16 protein-coding genes and 1 pseudogene are annotated in these 19,394 nt (G+C 73.0%); 11 read left to right on the top strand and 6 right to left on the bottom strand.

Annotated elements, in window-relative coordinates:
• Positions 1-182: 182 nt before the first annotated feature.
• A pseudogene (locus D9V36_RS08820) lies at positions 183-431 on the top strand (protein-L-isoaspartate(D-aspartate) O-methyltransferase); the annotation flags it as partial.
• Positions 432-498: 67 nt separating this feature from the next.
• On the opposite strand, the gene D9V36_RS08815 reads toward D9V36_RS08820, so the two are convergent.
• Positions 499-1,563 carry a lipoate--protein ligase family protein gene (locus D9V36_RS08815; protein WP_129293265.1) on the bottom strand — a complete coding sequence of 355 codons (1,065 nt, stop codon included), beginning with the start codon at positions 1,561-1,563 and terminating at the stop codon, positions 499-501.
• Positions 1,564-2,054: 491 nt separating this feature from the next.
• On the opposite strand from D9V36_RS08815, the gene D9V36_RS08810 reads away from it, so the two are divergent.
• Entirely contained in the window at positions 2,055-2,897 is an 843-nt protein-coding gene (locus D9V36_RS08810; protein WP_129293264.1) for a COG4705 family protein, read from the top strand.
• 264 nt (positions 2,898-3,161) lie between these two features.
• Positions 3,162-4,040, top strand: a complete 879-nt coding sequence (locus D9V36_RS08805; protein WP_206739627.1) for a COG4705 family protein — start codon at positions 3,162-3,164, stop codon at positions 4,038-4,040.
• Positions 4,041-4,061: 21 nt separating this feature from the next.
• On the opposite strand, the gene D9V36_RS08800 is transcribed toward D9V36_RS08805, so the two are convergent.
• The 3 genes from D9V36_RS08800 to D9V36_RS08790 form a co-directional block, all read right to left on the bottom strand.
• On the bottom strand, positions 4,062-5,483 hold the full coding sequence (locus D9V36_RS08800) for a sensor histidine kinase (protein WP_129293263.1): 1,422 nt from the start codon (positions 5,481-5,483) through the stop codon (positions 4,062-4,064).
• Positions 5,480-6,142, bottom strand: a complete 663-nt coding sequence (locus tag D9V36_RS08795) for a response regulator transcription factor (RefSeq protein WP_129293262.1) — start codon at positions 6,140-6,142, stop codon at positions 5,480-5,482. Before D9V36_RS08795 ends, D9V36_RS08800 begins: the two co-directional genes overlap by 4 nt.
• A gap of 289 nt (positions 6,143-6,431) precedes the next feature.
• Complete coding sequence (locus D9V36_RS08790; protein ID WP_129293261.1) at positions 6,432-7,196, bottom strand: SIR2 family NAD-dependent protein deacylase; 765 nt, start codon at positions 7,194-7,196, stop codon at positions 6,432-6,434.
• Between the two features lie 295 nt (positions 7,197-7,491).
• Here D9V36_RS08790 and D9V36_RS08785 point away from each other — a divergent pair, with 295 nt between their 5' ends.
• The 8 genes from D9V36_RS08785 to D9V36_RS08750 all read left to right on the top strand — a co-directional run bounded on the left by D9V36_RS08785 (position 7,492) and on the right by D9V36_RS08750 (position 17,168).
• Positions 7,492-9,369, top strand: a complete 1,878-nt coding sequence (locus D9V36_RS08785; RefSeq protein ID WP_129293260.1) for a gamma-glutamyltransferase family protein — start codon at positions 7,492-7,494, stop codon at positions 9,367-9,369.
• A 132-nt stretch (positions 9,370-9,501) separates the two neighbouring features.
• Complete coding sequence (locus D9V36_RS08780) at positions 9,502-10,428, top strand: inositol monophosphatase family protein (RefSeq protein WP_241720760.1); 927 nt, start codon at positions 9,502-9,504, stop codon at positions 10,426-10,428.
• Between the two features lie 49 nt (positions 10,429-10,477).
• Complete coding sequence (locus tag D9V36_RS08775; protein WP_241720759.1) at positions 10,478-11,890, top strand: phytoene desaturase family protein; 1,413 nt, start codon at positions 10,478-10,480, stop codon at positions 11,888-11,890.
• 44 nt (positions 11,891-11,934) lie between these two features.
• The gene (locus D9V36_RS08770) at positions 11,935-12,447 is read left to right on the top strand and encodes an O-acetyl-ADP-ribose deacetylase (protein WP_129293258.1); all 513 of its coding nucleotides are present in this window, start codon (positions 11,935-11,937) and stop codon (positions 12,445-12,447) included.
• Positions 12,448-12,597: 150 nt separating this feature from the next.
• Complete coding sequence (locus tag D9V36_RS08765; RefSeq protein ID WP_129293257.1) at positions 12,598-13,911, top strand: diacylglycerol/lipid kinase family protein; 1,314 nt, start codon at positions 12,598-12,600, stop codon at positions 13,909-13,911.
• 138 nt (positions 13,912-14,049) lie between these two features.
• Positions 14,050-15,009: a prolyl aminopeptidase gene (gene pip, locus D9V36_RS08760; RefSeq protein ID WP_129293256.1), complete on the top strand. Its 960-nt coding sequence runs from the start codon at positions 14,050-14,052 to the stop codon at positions 15,007-15,009.
• A 130-nt stretch (positions 15,010-15,139) separates the two neighbouring features.
• The gene (locus tag D9V36_RS08755) at positions 15,140-16,612 is read left to right on the top strand and encodes an AlkA N-terminal domain-containing protein (RefSeq protein WP_129293255.1); all 1,473 of its coding nucleotides are present in this window, start codon (positions 15,140-15,142) and stop codon (positions 16,610-16,612) included.
• 10 nt (positions 16,613-16,622) lie between these two features.
• Positions 16,623-17,168 (top strand): methylated-DNA--[protein]-cysteine S-methyltransferase, encoded by a 546-nt coding sequence (locus D9V36_RS08750; protein WP_129293254.1) that lies wholly within the window; start codon positions 16,623-16,625, stop codon positions 17,166-17,168.
• 52 nt (positions 17,169-17,220) lie between these two features.
• On the opposite strand, the gene D9V36_RS08745 is transcribed toward D9V36_RS08750, so the two are convergent.
• Together D9V36_RS08745 and D9V36_RS08740 are read right to left on the bottom strand one after the other, a co-directional pair.
• Positions 17,221-18,510 carry a GDSL-type esterase/lipase family protein gene (locus D9V36_RS08745; protein ID WP_129293253.1) on the bottom strand — a complete coding sequence of 430 codons (1,290 nt, stop codon included), beginning with the start codon at positions 18,508-18,510 and terminating at the stop codon, positions 17,221-17,223.
• A 188-nt stretch (positions 18,511-18,698) separates the two neighbouring features.
• Complete coding sequence (locus D9V36_RS08740; RefSeq protein WP_129293252.1) at positions 18,699-19,268, bottom strand: TetR/AcrR family transcriptional regulator; 570 nt, start codon at positions 19,266-19,268, stop codon at positions 18,699-18,701.
• Positions 19,269-19,394 lie beyond the last annotated feature (126 nt).

Below are 19,394 nucleotides of genomic sequence, written 5' to 3'. Positions count from 1 at the left end.
AGTCCGGGAAACTTGTCGGCCGGTGTGAGGGCGCCTCCGTCCGGCTGACCTGCGATCAGGAGGGATACGACGACGGTGCCGTCGTCCCCTGCGGTCACTGGCAGCCCCTCACCTGCGAGGATGCCGAATGCCTGCAAGCAGGCGACGCCACTGCGGACAGCGCCCGGATCGAGCTGATACGTCGGCCGGGTGCCCGGCCGGTCTGGTTCTACAGCCTCGGTGACCGGTCCTGGGCCTGTTGCATGTTCCGTGACGGGAAGGCGGCGCGGGTCTGGCAGGCCGGCCCCCGCCGGTTGTGGGACGAGACGGAGGCCGCGTTCCGGTGGTGGGAGGGCCAGGGCCGTCCGGGCCTCTCGCGGTTCGGTCTGACCGTGACCGCCAGGGGCGAAAGGGTGTGGCTGGACGATCCGGCCAACTCCTGGACGCTCTGAGAGAGACCGGCTCCGCCCGTGCGTGACCCTCGTGGCGCACGGGCGGGGCCTTTGCCGCGACGGCCGGTCAGGGGATGCGTGCGGTCCACGCGGCGTCCTCGAACTTGGTGCGGACGAGCTCACGGGCGCGGGCCATCTCGCTCTCGGTGACCTGCCCGTGGGTGAGGCCGTAGTGGGAGCGGAAGGAGTCGATCATCTTCTCGATGACGGCTTCGCGGGGCAGGCCGGTCTGCCGGCGCAGTGGGTCGACGCGTTTCCTGGCGCTCCTGGTGCCCTTGTCGGACAGTTTCTCCTTGCCGATGCGCAGCACGTCGAGCATCTTGTCGGCGTCGATGTCGTAGGACATGGTCACGTGGTGCAGGACCGCACCGGGACCGCCGCCCGGCCCGACCATGCGCTTCTGCGCGGCGCCCGCGACCTTGCCGATCTCGGTGGCGATGTCGTTGAGCGGCTGGTACCACGCCTTGATGCCCATGTCGCCGAGTGCGGTGAGGACCCAGTCGTCGAGGTAGGCATAGCTGTCGGCGAAGGACAGACCGGACACCAGCGACTCGGGGACGGCGAGGGAGTAGGTGATGGTGCTCTGCGGCTCCGCGAACATCGCGCCGCCACCGGAGATCCGGCGGACGACCGTGACGCCGTGGCGGGCGACGCCGTCGGGGTCGACCTCGTTGCTCAGGGACTGGAAGCTGCCGATGATGACGGCGGGGGAGTCCCACTCCCAGACCCGGAGGGTGGGCGGGCGCCGCCCCGCTGCCACCTCGGCCGTGATGACCTCGTCGAGCGCCATGTGGAGGGCCGGCGGCTGGGGCGCTTCGTGGAGGAGCTGCCAGTCGTAGTCGCTCCAGTCGGTGGCCTGGGCCAGGGCACGGCGTACCGCGATGGCCACGCTTTCGCCGGTGAAGCCGAACAGCACGGCCGACGGGGGCAGCGCGGCGTTGATCCGCGCGGTGAGGCCCGCGGTGTCCGTGTCGGCCGGGGCGCCTTCCAGCGCGTCGTCGATCTGCAGGATGGCCTCGTCCGGTTCGAGGAAGAAGTCACCCGCGACCCGCACGTTCTTGAGCCGCCCCTCGTCGACGCAGAGGTCCACGACCACGAGCTTGCCCCCGGGGACCTTGTACTCACCGTGCACTGTTGCTACCTCCGAGCCCGGCCGACGGTTCGTCAGCGGCCGCGCTGTGCGGCTCCGTTCACGCTAGCCAACTTGACCCGGCCCTGACGGGTCGGGCTGGGAAGCAGCGCCCAACTGGCTGCGGGGTGGGCTCCTCCGTCCAGACACCGTTATGGGCGGCAGGGGCGCGTGACGCACGCCCCGCAGTCCACGCAGCCTCGGCAGTCACGGCCCCGGGGACGCATTCCCCGGGCTCATCGGCGACCCGTCCGAACACGACCGGTTCCGTCAGGGTCTGTCCGCGCTGCTGGACGGCGCGGCCGGGGGGATGGGACTCGGGCTGCCGGGACGGTGAACAAGGTGCCGGCGGAGCGCCGGGCGGGGGACGCCGGCGCCGCGCAGAAACTCCCCGCTGTGCCGCCTCCAGGCCCGGCAGGTGCCCAGCAGACGACCAGCAGACGCCCGGCAGCGCTCAGGATATGTTCAGGCTGCGGATGGCACGGTCGGGCACCATGACAGCTGATATCCCTGGGGCCGTTGAGGCACACGTGGCGTCCGGCCCCCCTTCCGCTCCCGTCGGCCGGGGCCTCCGCCGGAACAAGGTTCCCGAGGTCACGCCGTACTTCTGGGTCATCAAAATCCTGTGCACCACGGTCGGCGAGACCGCGGCCGACCTGCTGAACGAGAAGCTCGGCCTGGGCCTGACCGGTGTGTCGCTGCTGATGAGCGTCCTGCTCGTCGCGGTCCTGGTGGCGCAGTTCCGCACCCGCGCCTACCGGCCCGGTGTCTACTGGCTCGCCGTGGCGCTGATCAGCGTCGTGGGCACGCTGATCAGCGACAACCTCACCGACAACCTGGGCGTACCGCTGGAGACCAGCACCGTGGCCTTCGCGGTGGCCCTCGTCGTGGTGTTCGTGGCCTGGTACCGCAGCGAAAAGACGCTGTCCATCCACCACATCGACACCACCCGCCGCGAGTGCTTCTACTGGCTCGCCGTGCTGTTCACCTTCGCCCTGGGCACCGCGGCCGGTGACCTGGTCGCCGAACGGATGGACCTCGGGTACTGGGTCTCCGCCGGCCTGTTCGCCCTGGCGATCGCCGCCGTCGCGGTGGCGCACTTCGCCCTCGGGCTGGACGCGGTGTGGAGCTTCTGGATCGCCTACATCCTGACCCGGCCGCTGGGCGCGTCGATCGGCGACTACCTCTCCCAGCCCACCTCGGACGGCGGACTCGGCCTGGGCACAGTGATCACCAGTGTGCTGTTCCTGACCGTCATCCTCGGCCTGGTGGTGTTCTTGACGGTCACCCGGCGGGACGTCTCCGAGCCGGAACGGCTCACACCCCGGGCGAGCTGAGCGCGGGTTCGCCCCGGCCCGGACGTGAAGCCGGCCCCTCCGAGCTCCGGGGGCCGGCTTCACCCGTCCGGGGCTGCTTCGCGGGTGCGGCCGGTGGTGTTCAGGATGCGTTCAGGTCGCGGCTGGGAGCGTGGGGCGGCGTGCGACGCCATCGCTGATCGCGGTGTGCCTCGTACCTGCCCATTGCCGCCACTGTGCGCACTTCGCAAGGCCCCACGGCTCGACGTGAGGCGGCGCGGAGGCGCCACCCAGGAGGGATCGAACTTGCCTGAGCCCGAAGTCCTGACCGACAGGGACGTCGCCGGTACCGACAGGTATGTGATGCGGAAACTCCCGGAGGTCACCCTGGCCTTCTGGGTCATGAAGACCGCGGCGACGACCCTCGGCGAGACGGCCGGTGACCTCTTCGCCCAGACCCTCAAAATCGGGTACTTCCTGACCACCATCGCGCTGTTCCTGATCTTCGTGGTCACGCTGGTGGTGCAGCTCCGGTCCCGGCGCTACAACCCGTTCTTCTACTGGACGGTCATCCTGTCCACCAGCATGGCGGGCACCACGATGTCCGACTTCATGAACCGGGACGCCAGCGCCAAGTTCCTCACCGACGGCGCCAAGTCGCTCGGCTGGGGGCCGCAGGGCCTGGGGCTGGGCTACCCCACCGGGGCCGCCATCCTGATCTCGCTGCTGATCGTCATCTTCGCCATCTGGAAGGCCACCGGGCTGACGTTCGCCATCCGCGACATCGTCACCTTCCGCGCGGAAGCCCTCTTCTGGGCGGCGATCCTGGTGTCGAACACGCTCGGCACATCGATGGGGGACTTCCTCTCCGACAGCTCGGGACTCGGTTACGCGGGCGGCGCCCTGCTCGTCACCGGCGTGCTCGCCGTACTCGTCGTCCTGATGCGGGTGCCGGCCGTGCCGAACGTGGTGCTGTTCTGGATCGCCTTCGTGCTCACCCGCCCCCTCGGGGCCACCGCCGGTGACTTCCTCACCAAGCCGGTCGCCAAGGGCGGCCTCGACCTCGGCACGGCGGGTTCGTCGGCAGTGCTCCTCGCGGTGCTGCTCGGCCTCATGGGGTACGCCCACGTTCAGGAGCGCAGGACCGCGGTTCCCGAGGACAAGACCCTTACGGGCGTTTCCTGATCGGCGCCGGGTGCGGCGGGATCACCCGGCGGGCAGGCTGACCACGAAGCGTGTGCCCGGGGTGTGCCCGGGGTCATGAGTCACCTCACCGCCGGCGGAGCGGGCCAGGCGTCGCGCGAGCGGCAGCCCCAGGCCCGCTCCGCCGTGTCCGTCCTCGGGGTCGGCGCGCCGGCCCGGCTGGAAGAGGTGTGCGGCGAACGCGGCCGGGACCCCGGGACCGTCGTCGACGACCGCCACACGCACGCCGTCGGGCTCCGGCGAGACCCGGAGGGCGACCCGGGTGCGGGCGTAGCGCAGGGCGTTGTCGAGAAGCGGGGCGACGATGCGCTCCAGGAGCGCGGCGGGCGCCCCGGCCACCAGGGTGTCCGGTCCGGACACCGTGACCGTGGCCTTCCCCGGGGCTTCGAGCCGGGTGGCGAGCCGGCGCAGCACGGCCATGACGTCCGATGTGCCGGGGACGACGTGTGCGCCGGCCCGGGCGTCGTCGAGGACGGTCTCGCAGATGGTGCGCATCGAGGTGGCGGCATCGGCGATGGAGGCGTGCGTGGCGTGGGTTTCGGCGGTCGAGCGGGGGCGGGCCTGCCACCAGTCGAGCTCGGCGGTGATCCGCGCCAGGGGGTTGCGCAGCTCGTGGGAGAGCTCCCGGGTGAGCTGCTGTTCGTGGCGCAGCACGGCACGGATCCGGTCCAGGAGTTCGTCCAGCGAGGCCCCGAGCCGGGTGAGCTCGACGGGGCGGTCCCCGGCGCCGAAGCGCTGGTCGGAGGCGACCACGCTCCACCGGGTGGCCTGCTCGGTCATCGCCCGCACGGGCCGCAGGGCACGCCCCACCGCCAGCCGGGTCAGGACATAGGTGCAGGCCAGGACGCCGGCGTCCAGGGCGAGGGAGGCGATGAGCAGGGTGTCGGCCGAGGCGCGGTACGGCGCGAGGTCCATGGCGGTGACGACGACGGCGGCGGGCCCGGCACCCGGCCGGACCCCGCCCACCGGCCCGGCTCCCGCCCGGACCCCGCCCACGGGCTCGGCGCACAGGCGTATCCGGTCACCGGCCGTCATGGTGGTGCAGCGTTTGCCGCCGTGCGCGGCGAGACCGGCCGCGGTGCGGGTGACCGTGTCGCCGGGCGGGGCGGATACGGGGTGCTCCAGCAGCCGGGTGCCCGCGTAGATCCACACATTGGTGTCGAGGGCGGCGTCGCCCGGCGTCTCCAGGACGCGTACCGGGTGGTGGCGGGTGTCGACGGTCGCGGCCACGGCGCCGGCCCGGGTGCGCAGCTCACCGTCCGCCTGCTGCTGGAGGCGCTGGCGGACGACCGTGTTGAAGACGACGGTGAGCACCACCATCACCAGCGCGGCGGTGGTCAGCGCGATCAGGGACAGCCGGCCCCGCAGCGTACGGGGGCGGCAACGGCGGGCCGCCGCGGCGAGGAGGCCGGGGAGGGCGCTCATGACAGCCGGTGCCCGATCCCCCGGAGGGTGCTGATCGTCAGCTCGCTGCCCGCCTCCCGGATCTTGCGGCGCAGCCGGCTCAGATACTGGTCGAGGGTGTTATCGCTGACCTGTGCGCCCTCCGGCCAGCCGGCCCGGACCAGCTCCCTTCTGCGCACCACCGCCCCCAGGCCGGCCATCAGCGCGGCCAGCAGGCGGAACTCGGTGGGCGTCAGGGCCACCTCGACGCCCCGTACGCACAAGTGGTGATGCACGGGATCCAGGACCAGGTCCCCGGTGGCCGTGGGCGCGACGGGTCCGGAACGTTTGAGGGCGGCGCGCAATCGGGCGGCCAGCTCGGCGAGGTGGAACGGCTTGGGGAGGTAGTCGTCGCCCCCGGCGGAGAACCCGCTGAGGCGGTCGTGGAGTTGGTGGTGCGCGGTCAGGAAGACGACCGGGCCGGCGAACCCCTGCGCCCGCATCGCCTGACACACGTCCCGTCCGTCCGCGTCCGGCAGCCCGACGTCCAGTACCACCGCGTCAACGCCGTCGTCGGCCAGCCGCAGGGCGCCGGCGCCGTCCTGCGCGGACTGCGTGCCGAAGCCCTCGTCACGCAGTCCGCGCACCAGCACGTCCCGCAGGGCGTGGTCGTCCTCGACGACCAGGACGGTGACAGGCAACGGTGATCCTCACAGGCCTACGGCTTTGGCTCGGGTGCGACCGGGCTGCGGTGACCCGGAGTGACTACAGGTAAGTAGACGGTCTACTGCACTGTAGACGATGAGGGCGGGAGGGGGAGTGGCCCAGGACACAGCACCCCGGTCGACGCGTCACGGGCTGGTCATCACCGCAGATGGGCTCCGGCCCTGGCCCCGGCGCCGGACCTGGCCCCGCCCGGTTCGTCGGCCGATGCGTGGTCCCGGTCCGGCGGGGGAGAGCGGTAAGCGGTACGGCGGCCGGGAGGCCGCCTCAGGCGCTTTCCTCCAGCCCCGCCAGGAGTCTCGGCAGTGCGCTGCCGATCGGTTCGCGGATCACCTCGGCCGCGAGCGCGTCGTACGGCGTCGGCTCGGCGTTGACGATGATCAGACGCGCGCCGTGTTCCGCGGCCACCCCGGCGAGCGAGGCCGCCGGCTGCACCTGGAGCGTCGTCCCGACCGCGAGGAAGACCTCCGCCGCCTTCGCCACGCCCAGCGCCGTACCGAGCACCTGCGGGTCCAGCCGCTCCCCGAACATCACCGTCGCCGACTTCAGGATCCCGCCGCACACCAGACACGGCGGATCGGGCTCGCCCGCGGCCACCCGCGCCAGGGCTTCCGGCATCGGTGACCGGGCATGACAGCGGGTGCAGGTCACGGTCCGCACGGTGCCGTGCAGTTCGAGCACCTTGCGCTCGGGCATCCCGGCAAGCTGATGCAGCCCGTCCACGTTCTGAGTGATCACACGTACCGGCGTGCCGGACCGTTCCAGCCGGGTCACCGCCTCATGCGCGGCATTCGGCTCGGCCCCGAACGCCGGGCTCTCCTGACGCATCCGCCACGACCGCCGCCGGATCTCCGGATCGGCCATGTACGTGTCGTACGTGACGAGCTTCTCCGCCTCCGGATCCCGCCGCCACAGCCCGTTCGGCCCGCGGTAGTCGGGGATCCCGGAGTCGGTGGAGATGCCCGCCCCGGTGAGGATCGCGACGAGCGGTCGGCCGGTCGGCCGGTCGGAGGACACATCGGTGCCGGTCATGACGCGAGGGTACGCAGAGGAGGCGAGGAGGGCGAAGGGAATAGGGCGGGGCGATGCGGCGGTGCATACACGGCGGTGCGGATGCGGTGGTGAGGTCGCGGTGGTGCGGATGCGGTGACCGCTTCCAGGGCAGCACCTTCCAGGGCGGCACCGTCCGGGGGACCCCCTGCCAGGGGCCCTTCCGGATGGCGCCTTCGGGGCGGCGCCCAACCGCCCCGTGAGCCGTTCGCACGCACCCGCAGACACGCACCCGCAGACACGCAGGCACAGACACGCACCCACAGAGGAGTCTCCCGTGTTCACCACCCGTCCGACCCTCCAAGGCACCTTCGGCATGGCCTCCACCACGCACTGGCTGGCGTCCCAGTCCGCGATGGCCGTTCTGGAGGACGGGGGCAACGCCTATGACGCGGCGGTGGCCGCCGGGTTCGTGCTGCATGTGGTGGAGCCGCATCTGAACGGTCCGGCGGGCGAGGTGCCGGTGATCCTGGCGCCCGCCGGCGGGCCCGTACGGGTGCTGTGCGGACAGGGCCCGGCGCCGGCCGGCGCGAGCGTGGCGCACTACACCTCGCTGGGCCTCGACCTGGTGCCCGGCACCGGGCCGCTGGCCGCCGCGGTCCCCGGCGCGTTCGACGCCTGGATGCTGCTGCTGCGCGACCACGGCAGCAAGTCCCTGGCCGAGGTGCTGCGGTACGCCATCGGCTACGCCGAGCACGGCCATCCTGCCGTCGAGCGGATCGGTGAGACCGTCGAGACGGTACGGGCGCTCTTCGAGACGGAGTGGACCTCGTCCGCGGAGGTCTACCTCCCGGGCGGCCGGTCCGTCGCCCCCGGCGGGCTGCTCAGGAACCGGCCGTTGGCGGCCACCTGGCGTCGGCTGCTCGCGGAGGCAGCGGCCGCGTCGGCAGGCCGTGAGGCGCAGATCGAGGCCGCCCGCCGCATCTGGCGCGAAGGCTTCATCGGCGAGGCGCTGGCCGGCTTCGCGGCCCGCCCGGCCATGGACACCTCAGGCGAACGCCACGCGGGCACCCTCACCGGCGACGACCTGGCCGCCTTCTCCGCCACCTACGAGGAGCCCGTCACCCACGACTGGAACGGCTGGACCGTCGCCAAGGCGGGCGGCTGGTCCCAGGGCCCCGCCTTTCTCCAGCAACTCGCCCTGCTGCCGGACGAGTTGCCCGCGTACGGCAGCACCGAGTACGTGCATCTGCTCGTCGAGGGCGGCAAATTGGCGATGGCGGACCGCGAGGCCTGGTACGGCGACGCCGACGAGGTGCCGCTCGACGCCCTGCTGAGCAACGGGTACAACGCTGCCCGCCGGGCCCTCGTCGGCGAGCGCGCCTCGTACGAGCTGCGGCCCGGCAGCCCGGACGGCCGCGCCCCACGGCTGAGCAAGCACGCGATGGCGGCAGCGGCGGGCGCCGATGGCTTTGACGCACGGGGGATCTCCGGCAGCGGCGCCGGCGAGCCGACGGTCGCCCGCGGCGCGGCGGCACCGGCACCGGCCCCGGCCCCGGCCGACGGGGTATCGGCGGATGTCGCCCCCGAGACCGACCGGAACGGCGCCACCCGGGGCGACACCTGCCATATCGATGTCGTCGACCGCTGGGGAAACCTGGTCTCCGCCACCCCGTCCGGCGGCTGGCTGCAGTCCAATCCCGTCGTCCCGGCGCTCGGCTTCCCGCTCGGTACCCGGCTGCAGATGGCCTGGCTGGAAGAGGGGCTGCCCAACTCGCTCACCCCGGGGCGCCGCCCCCGCACCACCCTCTCCCCGTCCCTCGCGCTGCGCGACGGGGTGCCGGTGATGGCCTTCGGCACGCCGGGCGGCGATCAGCAGGACCAGTGGCAGGTCCACTTCTTCCTGGCCGTGGCGCTGCGCGCGGCGGTACGCGGCGGCCTCGATCTGCAGGGTGCCGTGGACGCCCCGAACTGGCACCAGGACTCCTTCCCCGGATCCTTCTTCCCGCGCGGGATGCGGCCGGGGAGCGTGACCGTGGAGTCCCGCATCGGCGACGGGGTCATCGACGGGCTGCGCCGGCGCGGGCATCTCGTCACGGTGGGTGAGGCCTGGTCCGAGGGGCGGCTGTGCGCGGTGGCGCGGGACCCGGAGACCGGGGTGCTGTCGGCGGCGGCGAATCCGCGGGGGATGCAGGGGTACGCGGTCGGGCGCTGAGCGCTGGGGGCCGAGGCCCCCGGCCGCCGTGCCTGGCTCCCGGCCCCCGGCCTCCGGCCGTGCCTCCCCGTGGCATCCGGAATTCACCTCGAGTCCAGCCCTCGTGTCAGTGGCTCGTGTTTCGATGGAGACATGATCGAAGCACTTCGTACCCACGATTCGGGAGAGACCGCGATTACCCCGACCGACACCACCCCGCCCGCCGCGGCCCCGGCCGCCGACCGGGAGGAGCCCTCGCTCGACCTGTCGGCGCTGGACCTGGCCGCCGTCGAGGCCGCCGTCCGCCGTGCCGCGGCCGACGAGATCATGCCCCGCTTCCGGCAGCTCGCCGCCGAGGACATCGTCGAGAAGAACGGCCCGCACGACCTCGTCACGGTCGCCGACCGGCTCGCCGAGGAGCACCTCACCGCCTCCCTCACGGCCCTGCTGCCCGGCTCCGTGGTGGTCGGCGAGGAGGCGGTGCACGCCGACCCGAGCGTGCTCGACGCGCTGCACGGCGACGCCCCTGTCTGGATCGTCGACCCGGTCGACGGCACCCGCCAGTTCGTCCACGGCGACCCCGGTTTCGCCACGCTCGTCGCGCTCGCCCACCGGGGCGAGGTGCTGGCCTCCTGGACGTACGCCCCCGCGCTCGGCCTGATGGCCGTCGCCCGCCGCGGCGCCGGCGCCCGGCTGAACGGCGTACCGCTGCGGGCCGGCAGCCCCGCGTCCGGTGCCGTCCTCGATGTCGCCACGTCCCACTACGACTTCACCACCGACGAGCAGAAGCGGGTGCTGGCCACCCTGGAGACCGGCGGCATCGCCCCGCGCCCCTGCGGCTCGGCCGGCCTGGAGTATCTGCACATCGCCCGTGGCGAGATCGACGCCACGGCCTTCAGCTGGGAAAATGCCTGGGATCACGCGGCCGGGCTGCTGCTGGTCCATGAGGCGGGCGGCGCGAGCGGCACGGTCGCCGGGCAGCCGTTCCGTATAGAAGGAGGCAATGCGCTGCCCTTCACCGCGGCGCGGGACACCGCAACGGCGCGGCGTATCCTCGGACTGCTGGCAGCCGCCAACTGACCCTCACCGACGAGGGTCGGACTTGAGGGGAGTGGCGCAGGTGCCGAGGATGCTCGATGCCGTGGTGATCGGGGCGGGGCCCAACGGCCTGACGGCGGCGGTCGAACTCGCCCGCCGCGGTATGTCCGTGGAGGTCTTCGAGGCCTGCGACACCATCGGCGGCGGCGCCCGCACCGAGGAGCTGACCCTCCCCGGCTTCCGCCACGACCCCTGCTCGGCGGTGCACCCCACCGGCGCCGGTTCGCCCGCCTTTGGCACCATGCCGCTGGACCGCCACGGCCTCGAATGGCTGCATGCCGACCTCCCCATGGCGCACCCCTTCCCGGACGGCACGGCCGCCGTGCTCGGCCACACCGTCGGCGAGACCGCCATGTCCTTCGGACCGCGCGACGCCGGCACCTACCGCAGGCTCGTCGAACCCTTCACCGGCAAGTGGGAGTCGATGGCCCATGACTTCCTGCGAACCCAGTGGCTGGGGCTGCCACAGGATCCGCTGACCTACGCCCGCTTCGGCCTGGTCGCCGCGCAGCCCGTCACCCTCCTGAGCCGCCGCTTCCAGGACGAGAAGGCCCGCGCACTGATGGCCGGGCTCGCGGCGCACGCCAACGCCCCGCTAGGCGGCTTCGGGACCTCCGGTATGGCCCTGATGTTCGCGCTCGCCGCGCACGCCAAGGGCTGGCCGGTGGCGCGCGGCGGCTCCCAGGCCATCTCCGACGCGCTCGCCGGCCTGCTGCGTGCCCACGGCGGCGTGGTGCACACCGACTTCGAGGTCAAGCGCCTGGACGACCTGCCGCCGGCCCGCGCCTATGTCTTCGACACCTCGCCGACCGCGCTCGCCCGGATCGCGGGCCTGGGCAACGCCTACCGCGATGTGAAGTACGGCCCCAGCGTCTTCAAGGTCGATTACGCCCTCTCGGGCCCGGTGCCGTGGACGGCCGCGGAGGCTCGCCGCGCCGGCACCGTCCACATCGGCCCCACCAGCGGCGAGATCTCCGCCGCGCTGAACGCCGCCACCGAGGGCCGGCCGCCCTCCGTCCCCTTCCTGATCACCGCTCAGCCCAGTCTGATCGACGCCACCCGCGCCCCCGAGGGCAAGCACACCTTCTGGGCGTACGGCCATGTCCCCCACGGCTGGGAAGGCGACGCCACCGACGTCGTCGAGCGGCAGATCGAGCGCTTCGCCCCCGGCTTCCGCGACCTCGTCCTGGCCCGTGCGGTCGCCGGCCCGCCCCAACTCGCCGCCCGCAACGCCAATTACGTCGGCGGCGACACCGCCACCGGCTCGGCGGCCGGCCTGCGGCTGCTGATCCGCCCCAAGCTCGCCCGCGTCCCCTATGAAACCGCCCACCCCGCCGTCTTCCTCTGCTCCCAGGCCACCCCGCCCGGCCCCGGCGTCCACGGCATGTCCGGCCACTACGCCGCCAAGGCGGTCTGGCGCCGCCTGCGCGCACACCGCCGCTGAATCCAGGTGGCCGCACGGTCCGACCCTCCCTAGGCTCGGACACCATGAGCACTTCCTTCACCTTCGTCCAGGGCGACATCACCGAGCAGGCCGTGGACGCCGTGGTCAACGCCGCCAACTCCTCGCTGCTCGGCGGCGGGGGAGTGGACGGCGCGATCCACCGGCGCGGCGGCCCGGAGATCCTGGCCGAGTGCCGCGCGCTGCGTGACTCCCGCTACGGCCGTGGCCTGCCCACCGGTCAGGCCGTCGCCACCACCGCCGGCCGGCTGCCCGCCCGCTGGGTGATTCACACCGTCGGCCCCGTCCACTCCGACAGCGAGGACCGCAGCGATCTGCTCGCCTCCTGCTATCGCGAGGCGCTGCGGGTGGCCGACGAACTGGGCGCACGGACCGTCGCCCTTCCGGCCATCTCCACCGGCGTCTACCGCTGGCCCGTGGACGACGCCGCCCGTATCGCCGTCGAGACGGTGCGTGACGCGGACACCGCCGTCGAAGAGGTGCGCTTCGTCCTCTTCGACGACCGCGCGTATGCGGCGTTCGCCGCGCAGGGCGACTGACCACGGAACGTACGGGCCGACGACCGTACGGGCCGACGACCGTACGGGCCGACGACCGTACGGGCCGACGACCGTACGGGCCGACGACCGTACGGGCCGATGGCCGTACGGGCCGACCGGCGGCACAGGTGCAAAGGGAGGTGCGAGGCCATGGACGGACGCTGGCTCGCCCGCCTGTCACTGGCGGCGGGGACGGTGGCGGTGCTGGTCCTGCTGCTGTTCGCCGGGCTGCGGAGCGTCGTGCTGGTGGGCGCGGGCGCGGCGGGTCTGGCCGTCACCGCGGCCGGTGTGTGGTGGGTGCTGGCGCACCGGGGCCTGGTGCGGGCGCTCGCTCTCGTCCTGGTCGTGGCGGCGCCGCTCGCCGTCCTCGTGCTCTATGTCGCCGCCGGGCTGCTCTGGGTGGTGCTGGTCTCGCTCGGGCTGTGGGCGCTGGCCGTTTCCGCGGGCCGGGCCGCGCTGGTGGGGGAGACCGGCCAGGCCGCCCCGCGGGAGTCGCCGGCCGACCGCCCCGCCCGTCCCTTCCTGATCATGAATCCGCGCTCGGGTGGCGGGAAGGTCGGGAAGTTCCAGCTGGTGCGGAAGGCCGAGGAGCTGGGCGCCGAGGTCCTGGTGCTGGACCCCGCGCACCCGCAGGACGTGGCCGCCCTGGCCCGCCGCGCCGTCGACGAGGGCGCGGACCTGCTCGGCGTGGCCGGCGGTGACGGCACCCAGGCGCTGGTCGCGGGCGTGGCGGCGGAGCGCGGTATCCCGTTCCTGGTGATCTCCGCGGGGACCCGCAACCACTTCGCCCTGGACCTCGGCCTCGACCGCGAGGACCCCTCGGCCTGCCTGGAGGCCCTGACCGACGGCGTCGAGCTGCGGGTGGACCTCGGCTACGTCGGCGACCGCGTCTTCGTCAACAACGCCTCGTTCGGGGCGTACGCCGCGGTGGTGCAGAGCCCGGCGTACCGCGACGACAAGGCCCGTACGATCCTCGACCTGCTGCCGGACCTGCTGACCCGGCACAGCGGCCCGCGGCTGGCCGTCCGGGCCGGCACCACGGCGCTCGACGGGCCGCAGGCCGTACTGGTGAGCAACAACCCGTACCGCATGGGCGATCCCGCGGGCCTGGGACGCCGGGAGCGGCTGGACTCCGGCCTCCTCGGCGTGCTGGGCGTGCACGTCGACAACGCGGCGCAGGCCGCCTGGATGCTACGCGGCCGCCGTAGCCCGGGGCTGACCTCGCTCACCACCACGGAAGTGGTCATCGACGCCGACGCGTCCGCCGTCCAGGCGGGCGTCGACGGCGAGGCCCTGACCCTGCCCACACCGGTCCACTGCAGGATCGCCCCCGGTGCCCTGCGCGTACGGGTGCCCCGCCACCGCCCCGGCGTGCCGCACAGCGCACCGACGATGAAATGGCGCCGGGTACGCCGGCTGGCCGCGCGGATGGGACGGGCGGCACGGGGGCGCGCTGCCGGCTGACGGCGGCCACCCCCGCCCCGCAGAGGCCCCTACGGCAGAGCGCAGCACGCCGGGCCCGGGAAAGCAGGCAGCATGTCCGTGGCCCGGGAAAGCAAGGCACCATGCCCGTCAGGTGAAACATGAGGAGGGGAACCGAAGATGACGGAGCTCTACCCGGCCATCGAGCCGTACGCCACGGGGCTGCTCGATGTCGGCGACGGCAACCGCGTGTACTGGGAGGTCTGCGGCAACCCCGAAGGGAAGCCCGCGCTGGTCGTCCACGGCGGGCCGGGTTCGGGGTGCAGCACGGGCGCGCGGCGGTCCTTCGACCCGGACCGCTATCGCATCGTCCTCTTCGACCAGCGCGGCTGTGGACGCAGCACCCCGCACGCCAGTGACCCTGCCACCGACATGCGGCACAACACCACCGGCCATCTGCTCGCCGACATGGAGAAGTTGCGGGAGCACCTGGGCATCGACCGCTGGCTGCTGTTCGGCGGATCGTGGGGCTCGACACTGATCCTGGCGTACGCACAGCGGCACCCGGAGCGGGTGTCGGAGATCGTCATTCCCAGCGTCACCACGACCCGGCGCTCGGAGATCGACTGGCTCTACCGGGGCGTCGGCAGGTTCTTCCCGGAGGCGGGGGAACGCTTCCTCGCCGGTGCTCGGGGCGTGGGGCCGGACGGCGACATCGTCGGGGCGTACGCACGCCTGACGGCGGACCCCGACCCCGCGGTGCGCGAGCGGGCCACCGCCGACTGGTGCGCCTGGGAGGACGCGGTGCTCTCCCTGGAGTCGTACGGCTCTCCCCGCCCCTACAGCGGCCGTCCCTCGGACGCCCGGGTGGCCCTGGTCCGGATCTGCTCGCACTACTTCTCGCACGGTGCCTGGCTGGAGGAGGGCGCCCTGCTGCGGGACGCCGGGCGGCTGGCGGACATCCCGGGGGTGCTCATCCATGGCCGCCAGGACATGGGCGGACCGCCGCACACCGCCTGGGAGCTGGCCCGCGCCTGGCCCGCCGCGAGGCTGACCGTCATCCCCGACGCGGGGCACAAGGGGAGCGAGGCGATGCGCGAGGCGGTGATCGGCGCGCTCGACCGGTTCGCCGGGAAGTGACTGCTGAGGGGGTGGTCGGGCCGGGTGGCCTACGGGGCGGTGGCCCGGTGACCTGCGCCGTCCCTGGTAGCCCCACCTTGATGTCGGATTCTCGCCAGCCGGATGGCGTCGGCTGAGCAATCCTGAAGACATGCACACCGACACCGAGCGCTGTCTGCGCGCCGTGCAGTCCAAGGATGCCCGCTTCGACGGCTGGTTCTACACCGCCGTGCTCACGACCCGTATCTACTGCCGCCCCAGCTGCCCCGTGGTGCCGCCCAAGCCGGAGAACATGCGGTTCTACCCGAGCGCGGCCGCCGCCCAGCAGGCCGGGTTCCGGGCCTGTAAGCGGTGCCGGCCCGACGCCAGCCCGGGCTCTCCCGAGTGGAACGCGCGCGCCGACCTCGTCGCCCGCGCCATGCGGCTGATCGCCGATGGCATCGTCGACCGCGAGGGCGTCCCCGGGCTCGCGGCCCGGCTCGGCTACAGCACCCGGCAGACGGAGCGCCAGCTGCTGGCGGAGCTGGGCGCCGGGCCGCTCGCCCTGGCCCGCGCCCAGCGTGCACAGACCGCCCGTCTCCTGGTGGAGACCACGGCACTGCCGATGGCCGATATCGCCTTCGCCGCCGGTTTCGCCAGCATCCGCACCTTCAACGAGACGGTACGGGAGGTCTTCGCGCTGTCCCCGACGGAGCTGCGGCAGCGCGCCAGGCCGGGGCCCCGTGCGGCGCTGCCCGGCGCGCTCGCGCTGCGGCTGCCCTTCCGGCAGCCGCTGAACCCCGACAACCTCTTCGGGCACCTCGCCGCCACCGCGGTCCCCGGCGTCGAGGAGTGGCGGGACGGCGCCTACCGCCGGACCCTGAACCTCCCCTACGGGCACGGCATCGTCGCCCTCGCACCCCGCCCCGACCACATCGACTGCCGCCTCTCCCTCACCGACCTGCGCGATCTGGCGGGCGCCATCGCCCGCTGCCGCCGGATGCTCGACCTCGACGCGGACCCGGAGGCTGTCGACGGGCTGCTCCGCGAGGACCCGCTGCTGGCGCCGCTCGTCGACAAGGCACCGGGACGACGGGTCCCGCGGACGGCCGACGCCGAGGAATTCGCGGTCCGCGCCGTCCTCGGCCAGCAGGTGTCCACCGCGGCGGCCCGCACTCACGCCGCACGCCTCGTCCGTGCGCACGGCGAACCCGTCGACGACCCGGACGGCGGCCTCAGCCACCTCTTCCCAACCTCCGCCGCGCTCGCCGAGCTGGACCCGGACGCGCTGGCGATGCCCCGCACCCGCCGCGCCACCCTCACCGGCGTGATCGCCGCCCTCTGCTCCGGCGCGCTGCAACTGGGCGTCGGCAGCGACCGCGACGAGGCCCGCGAACGGCTCGCGGCGCTGCCGGGCATCGGCCCCTGGACCGTCGAATGCATCGCCATGCGCGCACTCGGCGACCCGGACGCCTTCACGCCGACCGACCTCGGACTGCGCCGTGCGGCCGCCGGGCTCGGCCTGCCGCACACCCCGGCCGCTCTCACCCGGCACTCCGCGCGCTGGCGCCCCTGGCGCGCCTACGCCGTCCAGTACCTCTGGGCGACGGACGACCACCCCATCAACCACCTCCCGACGAACTGAGGCCGCAGCCATGACGGTTCACCCACCCGCACCCGACGCGCCCCGTACCCACACCGTCCTGGACGGCACCCCGGTGGGGCCGCTCACCCTGGTCGCCGCCGGCCCGGCCCTCACCGGCCTGTACATGACCGACCAGCGCCACCGCCCGCCCCAGGGGACCTTCGGCGCCCCGGCGGACCCCGGAGACCCGCCGTTCGCCGCGGCCATCGCCCAGCTCCGGGCCTATTTCCGCGGCGAGTTGACCACTTTCGACCTGCCGCTCGCACTGCGCGGCACGCCCTTCCAGCGCCGGGTCTGGGCGGCGCTGGGCACCATCCCGTACGGCGAGACCCTGTCGTACGGGCAGCTCGCCGAACGGCTCGGCGTCCCGACGGCGGCCCGCGCGGTCGGCCTGGCCAACGGGCGCAACCCGGTCGGCATCATCGTCCCCTGCCATCGCGTCGTCGGCGCCAACGGCAGTCTCACCGGCTACGGGGGCGGGCTCGACCGCAAGCGCCGCCTGCTCGACTTCGAGCGGACAGCGGACGGGCTGTTCCCGGCGGAGGCGTGTGGATGACGGAGCACCGGGGCCCGCTCGCCGCCCATGGGGGAGCGAGCGGGCCCCGGTGTCACGCGCTGCGGTCCTCGGGGCCGTGGTCTGTCAGGCTGCCGTCCGTGAGGTTGCCGTCCGTCAAGTCGCTGTCCGTCAAGCTGTGGTCCGTGAACGGGCGGTCCGTGAAAGGACGTTCCGTGAAAGGCCCGTCGGCCCGGAAGACCAACTGGGTGAAGCGTTCACCGATACGGCGGTGAGTGGCGGCGTCCGGGTGGAGCCGGTCGGGCAGCGGCAGTTCGACGGCGTCGGCCTCGCCGTAGAGGTCACGGCCGTCGAGGTAGTACAGATTCGGGTCCTCGGCCGCCCGCTGTCGCACGATCCGGGCCAGCTCGTCCCGGATGACGCCCAGGGTCAGTTTGCCGTGGGCGCGCTCCGCGGGGTCGCCGGTGGCACAAAACCGCAGTTGCCCGCTGCGCAGAGCGCTGACGTCAGGGGCGCTGGGGCCGGGGGTGTCCTCGTGGATGGGGCACAGGAGGGGCGAGACGACCAGCAGCGGGGTGGCGGGGTGGCCTTCGCGGATGGTGTCCAGGAAGCCGTGGACGGCAGGGACGAAGGCCCGCAGGCGCATCAGATCGGCGTTCACCACATTGATCCCGATCTTGAGGCTGATGAGATCGGCGGGGGTGTCCCGCAGGGCGCGGGCGGTGAACGGGTCGAGCAGGGCGCTGCCGCCCATGCCCAGGTTGATCAGTTCCACACCGGCGCGGGTGGCGGCGAGCGCGGGCCAGGTGGTGGTGGGACTGGCGGCGTCGGAGCCGTGGCTGATCGAACTGCCGTGGTGCAGCCACACTTTGCGGCCCCGGTCCGGCGCGGGCTCGACGGGGGCGTCGGTGCGCAGGGCGAGGAGTTCGGTGGTCTCGTTGTGCGGCAGCCAGATCTCTATGTCCTTGACGCCCTCGGGCAGGCCGGAGAAGCGGAGGGTGCCGGCCGGTCCTGGCTGCTGCTCGGCGGTTCCGGCGGCCATGTCGATGGTCAGGGTGTTGCCGCCGCTCACGCTTGACCGGCCGGCCGGACGGCCGTCGACCAGCAGGTCGTACACGCCGTCCGGGCGGGGCGGGGCACCCACGTAGACCCGCTTGGTGGGCAGCGTGTCCAGCTCGATGGCGGTGGCCCGGGTCCGGAAGACCAGCCGTACGCCGGAGGGTTGGGATTCCGCCATGGCGAGCTGCCCGTCCATGTACTGCGCGCGGGCCCGGGCGGGCAGCCGGTGCGGCAGCACCCCGTGTGCGGTGCGTTCCAGGTCGAGGGCTCCGCGCAGGAGGTCCGCGGTGAGAGGCGTGGTGATCCAGTGGTGTTCGGTGTTCATCGTCCCAACCTGGTGATCGAGATGCCGCAGCATGCCTGCATGCGTGCAGATGCGCTGACGGGCTGACGGGCTTGCGCGGCTTACGGGCTGAACCGGCTTACGGGCTGAACCGGCTGACGGCTCACTCGGCTGACGGGCTTGCGCGGTGATGCAGCGGTGATGCGTTGGTGATGCGGTGACAGCGGGCCTCAGGGCCCGGGCCAGTTCCGCAGGAGGGCGTCGAGGCGGTCCAGGATCCACGACCAGGTCTCCTGCGAGTCGGGAGCGCTGTGACTGAAGCCGCCGGCCGTCTCCAGGCTGATGTAGCCGTGGAAGACGCTGCCCAGCAGCCGGACGGCGTGCGTCTGGTCCGGCTCCGTCAGGTCGTAGCCGCGCAGGATCGCCCGCGTCATCTGCGCGTGCCTGGGCCCCGCGCTCGCCGCCGCCGTCTCCGGATCGAGCCGGAGACGTGCCGCGGCATAGCGGCCGGGGTGCTCCCGGGCGTAGTCGCGATAGACGTCGGCGAAGGCGGCCAGCGCATCCTTGCCGGCCCGGCCGGCCAGGGCGGCGGCGACCCGGTCGGCAAGCTCCTCCAGCGCGAGCAGCGCGATCCCGGTCTTGAGGTCCTGGGAGTTCTTGAGGTGCGAGTACAGACTCGCGGCCTTGACATCGAACTGTCTCGCCAGCGCCGAGACGGTCACCTGCTCAAAGCCGACCGCATCCGCCAGCTCCGCCCCCGCCTGGACCAGGCGTTCCGTGGTCAGTCCCGCGCGTGCCATGGCCTCCCCTTCAGATAGCTAAAGCAATTATGCATTTGCCTATAGGGTGTAGGCAAATGGAGTGGTCTGGAACCCTCGCGTTCCGCACGCCTCGCGCCTCCACGCACCGGACCGCCCCCCGGACTA

Source organism: Streptomyces lydicus (assembly GCF_004125265.1).
Taxonomy (GTDB): Bacteria; Actinomycetota; Actinomycetes; order Streptomycetales; family Streptomycetaceae; genus Streptomyces; species Streptomyces lydicus_C.
This window is presented reverse-complemented; position numbering and strand designations above follow the sequence as displayed.